The 6,982-nt window shown below is 68.6% G+C and carries 6 protein-coding genes; all 6 read right to left on the bottom strand.

Features of this window, described 5'->3' with window-relative positions:
- Positions 1-81: 81 nt before the first annotated feature.
- The 6 genes from VG296_RS31135 to VG296_RS31110 all read right to left on the bottom strand — a co-directional run bounded on the left by VG296_RS31135 (position 82) and on the right by VG296_RS31110 (position 6,701).
- Positions 82-885 (bottom strand): IclR family transcriptional regulator, encoded by an 804-nt coding sequence (locus VG296_RS31135; RefSeq protein ID WP_325572089.1) that lies wholly within the window; start codon positions 883-885, stop codon positions 82-84.
- 114 nt (positions 886-999) lie between these two features.
- Positions 1,000-2,763: a ubiquinone-dependent pyruvate dehydrogenase gene (gene poxB, locus VG296_RS31130; RefSeq protein WP_349259765.1), complete on the bottom strand. Its 1,764-nt coding sequence runs from the start codon at positions 2,761-2,763 to the stop codon at positions 1,000-1,002.
- A 36-nt stretch (positions 2,764-2,799) separates the two neighbouring features.
- Positions 2,800-3,801, bottom strand: a complete 1,002-nt coding sequence (locus VG296_RS31125) for a Gfo/Idh/MocA family oxidoreductase (protein ID WP_325572087.1) — start codon at positions 3,799-3,801, stop codon at positions 2,800-2,802.
- A 29-nt stretch (positions 3,802-3,830) separates the two neighbouring features.
- Positions 3,831-5,084, bottom strand: a complete 1,254-nt coding sequence (locus VG296_RS31120) for a DUF3500 domain-containing protein (RefSeq protein WP_325572086.1) — start codon at positions 5,082-5,084, stop codon at positions 3,831-3,833.
- Complete coding sequence (locus tag VG296_RS31115; RefSeq protein ID WP_325572085.1) at positions 5,077-5,841, bottom strand: HpcH/HpaI aldolase family protein; 765 nt, start codon at positions 5,839-5,841, stop codon at positions 5,077-5,079. The genes VG296_RS31120 and VG296_RS31115 overlap by 8 nt, the downstream gene beginning before the upstream one ends.
- A gap of 41 nt (positions 5,842-5,882) precedes the next feature.
- Positions 5,883-6,701, bottom strand: a complete 819-nt coding sequence (locus VG296_RS31110; RefSeq protein WP_325572084.1) for a cupin domain-containing protein — start codon at positions 6,699-6,701, stop codon at positions 5,883-5,885.
- Between the last annotated feature and the right edge of the window lie 281 nt (positions 6,702-6,982).

Raw genomic sequence — 6,982 nt, 5'->3', positions numbered from 1 at the left:
CGACGCTAGGAGGCGACACCTTTCGATCGGCTTACGCGCCGCCCGACCAGCGGAGACGGCTCACGTTCGTCCTGCTGCGGCTCAGGCCCGCTCGCCGTTTTCGGCGCGGACGCGGGCTGCCAGCTCGGCGGCGGCGCGCTTGAGGGCCTGCTGGATCAGCACGCGTTCCGACTCCCGCATCACCGGATTGAATACCAGTGACGCGATCACACCGACCAGCGTGTCGTCGACAAGGACCGGAACCGCCAGCGTGGTCATGCCGCCCTCCGCCGACACGTCGTGCGACGCGAACCCCTCCCGGTGCACGCGTTCGAGCTCGGATTCGAGTTCGCGGAAGCGGGGATCGGAGGCGTGCATGCGTCGCGCCTCGGCGGAGAACGCCAGAAAGACGCGCCCTTGCGCCGAGTCGAAGACAGGCAGGCAGGAGTAGAGCGGCATCGCGATCACGACCATGCGGCGTACATGGGTGCCCACGCGCACCAGCACGGGGCTGTCGCCGCTCCACACCGATGCGACGGCGGTGTGGTCGGTCTCCTCGGACAGCCGCCTCAGCACCGGCTCCGCACGCTGGACGAACGCGCTGGTGAACTTCGCCGTGTCCCGTATCACCTCGGCGTAGTCCAGCGTCTTGACGCCGAGGGCGTACACCCCCCTCGTCGCGTCGTAGGCGAGCAGGTTCGTGCCCCGCAGCGTCATCAGGTACCGGTAGGTGGTCGCCCGGGACATGCCGAGCCGGTCCGCGATCTCGGCGAGAGTGAGCTCCGGCTCCTGCGAGGTGAACAGGTTCAGCACCGCTACGGCCTTTTGAATCGCCTGGATCGGCTGTACCCCCGCCGGGCGCTCGGCAGCGCCCGAGTCCACCGCCACTCCCAGCTCACCACTCACAAGGGCCTCGTCAACTCGCAGCCCTTCCGTCGAATCGCTCACACCCCCATCTTGGCAGTTGGGGATCCGCGATGACAGTCGGCCTCGGACGGTCGAGCACGTCCCGCGGCCTGCTCACTCACCTTCGAGTTGGTGCAGGTTGGTCTTGGTGAGCTCGAGCACCTCGTCCGCCTGCCCCGACAGGATGGTCCTGGTGGCGTACAGAGTGAAACCCTTGATCTGGCCGTAGCTGAGCTTCGGCGGCAGCGAGAGCTCGTGGCGGGCGACGCGCACGTCGAGAAGCGCGGGTCCGTCGTGCTTGAACGCGGCGCCCAGGGCCTCTTCGAGCTGGTCAGCCCCGGTGACGCGGAAGCCCTTGATCCCGGCGGCCTCGGCGATGCCGGCGAAGTCCGGGTCGAGCAGATCAGTGCCGAAGGTCACGATCCCGGCGGCCTTCATCTCCAGTTCGACGAAGGAGAGCGCTCCGTTGTTGAACACCACGACCTTGACCGGCAGACGCATCTGGCGGAGGGTGAGCAGCTCGCCGAGCAGCATCGCCAGTCCGCCGTCGCCCGCCAGAGCGATCACCTGCCGGTCGGGGAAGGCCGCCTGAGCGCCGATGGCGTGCGGCAGCGCGTTGGCCATGGTGCCGTGGTTGAACGAACCGACGAGCCTGCGGCGGCCGTTCATGTGCACGTAGCGGGCGGCCCAGATGCAGGGCGTGCCGACGTCGACGGTGAACACCGCGTCCTCGGCGGCGAGCCGGTCGACGGTGGCGCCGACGTACTGCGGATGCATCGCCTCTGCCCCGCCGGCCTTGGCCAGCCGGTCCAGCCGGGCACGCACGCGCCGGTAGTGGGCGGTCATGCGATCGAGGTGGCTCGAGTCGGACTTGGGCTGGAGCCGCGGCAGCAGCGCGGCGAGGGTGTCCTTGACCGTACCGACGAGCGGGACCTTGACCGGGGTGCGTCGCCCGATGCGTTCGCCGCGTATGTCGACCTGGATCACGGGCACGTTCTCGGGATAGAACTGCCGGTAGGGGAAGTCGGTGCCGAGCATGACGAGCGCGTCGCAGTGCTCCATCGCGCGGTAGCCGGAGCTGAATCCGATCAGACCTGTCATTCCGACGTCATAGGGATTGTCGTACTCGACGAACTCTTTGCCCCGGAACGCGTGCACGATCGGCGCCTTGAGCGCCCCGGCGAACTCGAGCAGCTCGTCGTGCGCGCCCGCGCATCCGGCGCCGGCCAGGATGGTCACCGCGCTCGCCCCGGCAAGCACCTGTGCGGCCGCTTCGAGCGACGCGTCATCGGGACGCACGTGGCTCGGTGCCTTCGTGATGGACACGGGCTTGGCGTCCTTGGGCGCCGCGGCCAGGAGCATCTCGCCGGGAATCACCACGACGCCGACGCCGCCCTGTTCGAGCGCGGCGCGCATCGCCATCTCGACGAGCCGCGGCACCTGCTCCGCGGTGGCGGCCAGTTCGCAGTAGACGCTGCACTCCCCGAACAGCTGCTGGGGGTGGGTCTCCTGGAAGTACTGGCCGCCGATCTCCTCGGCGGGGATCTGCGCGGCGATCGCGAGCACCGGAACGCCGCTGCGCTGCGCGTCGAACAGCCCGTTGATCAGGTGCAGGTTTCCCGGTCCGCAGCTGCCGGCGCACACGGCCAGGCGATCGGTCAGCGCGGCCTCGGCGGCCGCCGCGAAAGCCGCGGCCTCCTCGTGCCGCACGTGCTCCCAGCTGATACGGCCGCTGCGGCGCAGCGCGTCGGTGAACCCGTTGAGCGAGTCGCCGGGCAGGCCGAACACCCGCTCAACCCCGGAGGCCTCGAGGGTCGCGACCACGACGTCTGCCACATTGCTGCCCACTGCCGACTCCTTCCGTGCCCCCTGGAACATACATATACCGCCGCCTTCCCCACCGCATGTGGGGCGTCAGGACTCCCCGCGTACGGGCATGTCGGCGGCGCGGTAGACGTCGTCGATCAGGCCCATGGTGACTACCGCGTCGTCGGCCGATGGCAGCACGGGACCGCCGTGCAGCACCGCGTCGGCGAAGGCTCGCAGTTGGTAGGTGTAGCTGTGCTCACCTCTGACTTTCTCGTGGAAAGTGCCGGAGGCGGTTTTGATTGTCATACGGTGGTAGATATGCGGGGCGACGAAGTTGAGCACTCTGAGTTCGCCCTGGTCTCCTACCACGCGCGCGCTGATGGCGAGCAGCTTGCGGGACCACATGGACGCGGTGATCCGGCCCTCGGCCCCGTCCGGAAAGCGCAGCTGCGCTGTCATCGCCCGATCGATCAGCGGACTGTGCCGCGTGGCCTGGGCCGAGACCACCTCGGGTTGTCCGTCGCCGAGCAGTCCGTCGCCGAGCAGTCTCAGACAGTTGACGGTGTAACAGCCCGCGTCCATCATCGCGCCGCCGCCGAGCGGATAGCTGTAGCGGATATCGCTGAACCTGGGAAGCGGGAAGCACATCGCGACGTCGATGGAGCCGATCGTGCCCAGTTCGCCACTGGCGCAGATCTCCCGCATCCGGGAGGCCAGCGGATGGTGCCGGTAGTGGAACGCCTCCATGACGACGAGTCCGGACGCGGCGGCGGCCTCGGCCACCGTCCGAGCCTCGACGGCGTTGGACGTGAACGGCTTCTCGCAGAGCACGTGTTTGCCGGCGGCGATCGCCTTGAGTGTCCACGGCGCGTGCAGCGCGTTGGGAAGCGGGTTGTAGACCGCGTCGATGTCCGGGTCGTCCAGCACCGCCTGGTAGGAGTCGTGGACTGTGGCGATGCGGTGCTTGGCCGCGAAGCGGCGAGCCCGCTGCGGATCACGTGCCGCGATCGCCGCGACCGTGACCTCCGGCACGCCCGCCGCGGGTTTGATCAACGCCGTCGGTGCGATCCGGGCTGCGCCGAGCACTCCGATACGAAGTTGCGCCATGCGTTGGTCCTCCAGCGGGCGAGCGGCGGTCAGCGCCCGGGGCGCTGCTGTGAATGGTGCTGGGCAAGGTGGCGGCCTAGCAGATCGCGTCCGTAGTCGCCGCCGTTGGGGGTGCGCACGATGGTGTGTACATGGAATGGTTCGGGTTCCTGGTTGTCCAGGAACACGCCCTGGTGGCAGTCGTATTCGATCAGCACGACGGGGCTGTGGACGCGGTAGTAGAAGGCGTCCTCTTCGCCGCTTCCGCCGATCCAGGCGACGTGTGTGTCGGCGAGATGACGCTCGACGCCTTCCATGAAGGCGGCGGCGGGGCCGTCCGGGAGTCGCCGCGCGTAGGTCTTCACCAGCCGGAGCAGCGACTCCTGTTGCCCGGCGGCCAGTTCGCGGGCCGGAAGTCCCGCGTAGGGGATGACGCGGTTGTCCTGCGCTGCGCCGCCCAGGTGCCTGCCGTCGGCCGGGCCGGCGAGTTCGGCGGGGAGATCCTCCACCCGGATCGACTCGTAAAGCACAGCCTGACGTGCCTGTTCGGGGCGCAGGCTCCGGCGCAGGTCGAGTCCGGCCGCCCGCTGCTCGTCGAAGAGCCGCAGGCCCTTGTGCGTGCCACGGTCGGCCTCGATGGGCTCGGCACCCATGAAGGTCGGCGTGAGGACCATCTGCCGGCCGACGATGAAGCAGTGCACGTCCAGGTGATGCCCCCACAGCTGCCATCCCCACGGCTCGGTCGCCGAGGGGGTGCCGAACAGCGCGAAGGAATAGCAGTACTCGGTGAGGGTGTCACGATACTGGTCGATCAGCTCGCCTAGCGCGGCGTTGAGCTTCATCGCCGTGCGGGCGTCGGAGAAGCCGGTCGCGGACAAGGACGCCTCGACGATCGCGAGCGCACGGTCCCGCTGTGTGGGGTCGAGGTCTTCCAGACGCAGGCCGTGCGGATTCCATGTTGGAAACGCATTGATCCACATGCGCCATTCATCCGCGTCGACCGCGAAGAGGACGTCGTCGCGCTGCGCGGGGCTGAGGCTGTCGAGGAAGGCCGTCGCCGCCCGCGTCGCGTGCTCCGGATCCCAGCCGGTGTCCTTGAGGGCGAACAGATCGGGTACGACGTTCCCGTCCGTGGTGATGCCGACGAACGGCTCCTTCGCCGTCTCGACCACGCGCGGGAACAGGCCCTGGATCTCCGCCACGAGATCCGGCGGAAAGGCCGAGAAATTCATCATGCCGTGCTCGATCGGCAGCCCGGTGACGGGCCCGAACCCCCGATAACGCGACTTCTCGTAGTCATCCATGATGGGCCATTCCTTCGTTCACTTCCGCGAATCGACTGGTCGCCGCGGCCGTGAGCAGCTGCGTATCAGTCGAGATGGTGATCATCCGAAATCCCAGCTCGGCGCATTCGAGGACCTGCTTCGTGCTTCCGCAGTGGATTCCGGCGACGAGGTCGTGCCGCGCGCAGGCGGCAAGGATCTCGGCGATCGCTTCCGCATGCACACCGGGTGCCACGCCGAGGGTCGGCGGGACGCCGAGGCTGGCCGCGAGATCGGCCGGGCCGACGTAGACGGCGTCGATTCCCGGCACCGAGCAGATCTCGTCGATGTTCGCGACGGCCGCGGAGCTCTCCGCCATCACGATGCACGCGGCCTTGACGGGCATGGGCGGCCGTCCCCTGCCGGCTCCGGCGATGCGGATGGGGCCGATGCTCCGGTCGCCGACCGGCGGATAGTTGCAGGACATGACGGCCCGTTCGGCATCCTGCCGGTCGTTGACGAGCGGGACGATGACGCCCTCGGCACCGGCATCGAGGGCCTTGCCGATGACACTCGGCTCGTTGGCGGCGACACGGACGAGGGGCGCCGCTCCGCCTGAGGCGACGGCGATCAGGCTCGCGACCAGAGTGCCGTCATCGAGGACTCCGTGCTGCTGGTCGAGGCAGACGTAGTCGTGCCCGACCAGGGCGAGGCTCTCGGCGACGACCGGGGAGTTCAGCGTCGTCCAGGCACCGAGGCCGGCGGCGCCCTCGGACCAGGCGCGAATAAGGGTGCTCATGATGTGCCTCCGTGGGCTTCGGGACTCTACTTGGGGTGCGTTCACAGGGCGAGGTGCGTCTCGTAGGGCGCCGCGCGCAGCTCGACGGGGAGGTCCCAGGGGTCTTCCTCGGTGCTGCGGTCCTCCGGCGGAGGCGTGAGGATCGTCAGGTGCCGCTCGACGTCCTGCCCCGCGTTCCACTGCCGGTGCGGAACACCGGCCGGCAGCACGACGAGGTGCTTCGGACCGACGGTGAATTCCTTGAGCCCGACCTGCACGCCGAGCGTTCCTTCGAGCACCAGGTAGAACTGGTCGAACCTGTGCGTGTGCAGGCTCGGGCCGGCCGCCCCCGCGGGCAGGCCGGCGAGGTAGACGAGCGCGTTCTTCGAGGCGCGCTCCTGCCCCCGCCCGAGGACGCCCTCGTGTCCGAGCAGCGGGGTGACGGTCATTCCGCCCTCAAGGGTCTGAATCAGGTCCGCGGAGGGCGTGACCACGCTGTACGGCAGGCCGAGCGCGTCGTCCGACTCGGTGAACACGAGGCCCGGACGGATTCCGGCGTTGCCGGGCGCGAGCACCTCCAGGTGCACCTCCTGCTCGGTCCCCTCGTTCCAGTTGTGGTGCGGGACCCCGGCCGGTATGAACACCGCTGATCCGGCGGGGGCCCGGTGCACCTCCTTGCCCAGCTGGATCGTCACCTCGCCTTCGGTGATGAAGTAGAGCTGATCCACGGGATGCGTGTGGTTCGCGGGCCCGCGCACGCCGGGCGGCACGATCGTCGCGATCAGGGCGCAGGTCTCGCCCGAATAGAGGATCTTGCCCTTGTAGCCCTTCTCCCCGGGGATCTCCGCGGACTCGAATTCGACCGGCCTTACGTATTCCATGGCTTCTCCTCGTTCTCGGCGGGACGGCCGACCGTTCACGGCCATCCGTTCCTGCCTCGCTATGCGAGATGATTCTGTATCGCTATGCGATATCGAGACTAGGTGGCTGCCTCGGACCCGTCAAGTCGATCGCGGGGAGTCGCGAAATGGTCAACGGAGCGTCATCGTGGGTTGGCTCTGCCCACGCGTGTTCGTGGGCTACGCCGTCCGGTCGGCGGCGGCCGCTCCCGGGGTGCGGGACGACGGGCGGGATGTGACGGTGGGGAAACGACGAGCGTTCA

The organism is Actinospica sp. (genome assembly GCF_035552695.1).
GTDB lineage: Bacteria > Actinomycetota > Actinomycetes > Streptomycetales > Catenulisporaceae > Actinospica.
The sequence above is the reverse complement of the archived record's forward strand: the minus strand, read 5'-3'. Positions and strand labels throughout refer to the sequence as shown.

Excerpts from the sequence above, each read along its gene's own strand:
- poxB (WP_349259765.1), bottom strand. The coding sequence starts at position 2,763 with ATGTTCCAGGGGGCACGGAAGGAGTCGGCAGTGGGCAGCAATGTGGCA.
- VG296_RS31125 (WP_325572087.1), bottom strand. The coding sequence starts at position 3,801 with ATGGCGCAACTTCGTATCGGAGTGCTCGGCGCAGCCCGGATCGCACCG.
- VG296_RS31120 (WP_325572086.1), bottom strand. The coding sequence starts at position 5,084 with ATGGATGACTACGAGAAGTCGCGTTATCGGGGGTTCGGGCCCGTCACC.
- VG296_RS31115 (WP_325572085.1), bottom strand. The coding sequence starts at position 5,841 with ATGAGCACCCTTATTCGCGCCTGGTCCGAGGGCGCCGCCGGCCTCGGT.
- VG296_RS31110 (WP_325572084.1), bottom strand. The coding sequence starts at position 6,701 with ATGGAATACGTAAGGCCGGTCGAATTCGAGTCCGCGGAGATCCCCGGG.